Annotated in this window: 1 protein-coding gene; it reads right to left on the bottom strand. The window is 45.3% G+C overall.

The window, feature by feature from the left end; genetic code table 11:
- Positions 1–2,316 (bottom strand): glycoside hydrolase family 2 TIM barrel-domain containing protein (locus tag HT688_RS10895; protein ID WP_172923788.1); only part of this gene is annotated, 2,316 nt, incomplete at its 3' end.
- Between the last annotated feature and the right edge of the window lie 64 nt (positions 2,317–2,380).

The following is a 2,380-nucleotide window of genomic DNA, read 5'->3' on the forward strand; positions in this document are numbered from 1 at the left end:
GCTTGAAGCCATAATAAGAGCAGGGCCTTCAATTTCAAAATGAAGCTGATTGGAAGCAGTCGGCACCCAATTTCCATCCTTGTCCAATACATCAAAATAGAGATAGAGGAGGTCTTGCCCATCTGGCTCCAGTTTTGTCTTCTCAGCATGTAGCCCGATTTTGGCTGGCTTACCTGCAGTCACCACCCTATCTTCTGCCACAAGCTGACCTTGACGGTCATAGGCCACAGCACGCAATTCTCCCGGTTGATAAGCCAATCGCCATTCTAGATAGAGCTGGTCAGAACCTTGTCCCTCCTGGTATCTTCGACCGTCTGAAGTCCATTTTTCCTGAAAGGTCTTCCTACCTTGGGATTTTCCATTGAGAAATAGCTCTACAGAACGGGCATTTGAATACACTCGAACAGGGATATCCCCATACTTATCCACAACTTGTTGATAACTCTTGTGGATTTCCCAATTCCAATGGGGTAGGATATGAACCATGGGATACTGATCTAGGTCCAACCACTGACTTTGATAGAAATAATAGTCATTTTTAGGAATCCCTGCCGTATCCACAAGCCCAAAATAGGAACTCTTTACAGGCATGTCATTTTGATTGTGCCAAGGAGTGGGCTCACCAATATAATCCACTCCTGTCCAGATAAACTGACCCGCATAGTCTAGCCGATTTCTATCTGCTATCCAAGAAGCCGTCGCTGTCTTCCCCCAAGGAACTCGATCATTGCCATAGTCTGACTGTTCAAAATTCCGCACGCGGCGATTATCCCCAACCCATTCCTTATCTGGGCGAAAATAGCTGTCACGCGTCCTTGTAGCCGATGAGGTTTCAGATCCATAAAGTCGCCACTTAGGATGTCTTTTGCGAATCCCATCAATATTGTCTTCCGAGTAATTCAAGCCTACCACATCCAGCAAATCGGCTATCTTTTCATGGCCTCCAGACCCATCTCCAAAGCGAAACTCGTCCATTCCCATGGTCACAAAACGGCTCTCATCCACTTCCTTGACCCTTTCTAGCAAGCGTTTGATAGTCTTCAATGAATGAGCATCTCCATTTGCTTCGCTGACTTCATTTCCCAAGGACCACATAAAAATCGCTGGATTGTTCTTGCCACGCTCAATCATGGTGCGCAAATCGTAATCTGACCAGAAATCGCCTGCTTTCGCTTCTGGATGAGTCGCTTCTTCCTCAAAAAAGCGACCATAGTCATATTCTTTCTTGCCTCCATACCAGGTATCAAAAGCTTCTTCTTGGATGAGTAGCCCCATTTTGGCAGCTAGAGCGAGTAAAATGCTACTGGCTGGATTATGGGTAATTCGAATAGCATTGACGCCCATTTCCTTCATCTGGCGCAAGCGTCTCTCAGCAGCTGACCTGTTTTCCACAGCTCCCAGCGCTCCGTAGTCATGGTGCAAACAAACCCCATGAATCTTCAACCAGCGACCATTTAGAAAGAAGCCCTTATCCACTTGCCAATCCATATAGCGGTAACCAAAGGTCTCCTCTTCTTCATCAACCAAAATGCCATCTTTGTAAAGGCGAGTCTTCAATTGGTAAAGGTAAGGATGGTCAATATCCCAAAGCAAAGGTTGGAAAATTGATATGGCTTGTTGGAAAGAATATTTGTCCCCAGACTCAATCACTAGAGAGTCTGTCGCCTGCCAGTCTGAAACCTGTTGTCCATCATACCAGATACTCTGCTCCAAATACACCGACACAGACTGAGAGCCATCATTTGAAACCTTACTTGTAAGCTGAGTCTCCACCCATCTATCTCTTTGTTCCTTGAGCTTGGGACTTTCTATCTTAATCCCATACAAATCCAGATGCACCGAATCTGTCATCAACAATTTTACTTCCCGGTAAATACCGCTACCAGAGTACCAACGACTGCTAGGTTGCTGATTTTCCACAAAAACCGCAAGCTGGTTGGCTGTCCCATCGTTTCTTAGATAAGGGGTGATATCATAAGAAAAGGGTGTATAGCCATTGGGATAATAGCCCAGCACTTGCCCGTTGATATAGACTTGGGCATTCATGTAAACCCCATCAAAGAGCAAACGCACCGAAACAAGACTGACATCTTCTTCCAAGTAAAACTGTGTCCGGTACCAAGCTTGACCACCATTTAGCTGCCCACCCTCATTTTGCGCTGGAGAATACTGATCAAAATCATTGTAAATACTCCAGTCATGTGGTACTTGAATCGACTGCCAATTTTCCCTCTGAAAATCCGGCGCCAAGGCCTCTTCTTTCCCCACCTCTTGACTAAAAAACCAGTGATTTCGTAAAACTTCTTCTCTTCTCATACAAGCATTCCTCGTTAAACAAGTCTATTGACTTGACTATAGCACAAAGTCATAACCACCCGTG

Source organism: Streptococcus sp. 1559 (genome assembly GCF_013276735.1).
GTDB lineage: Bacteria > Bacillota > Bacilli > Lactobacillales > Streptococcaceae > Streptococcus > Streptococcus pseudopneumoniae.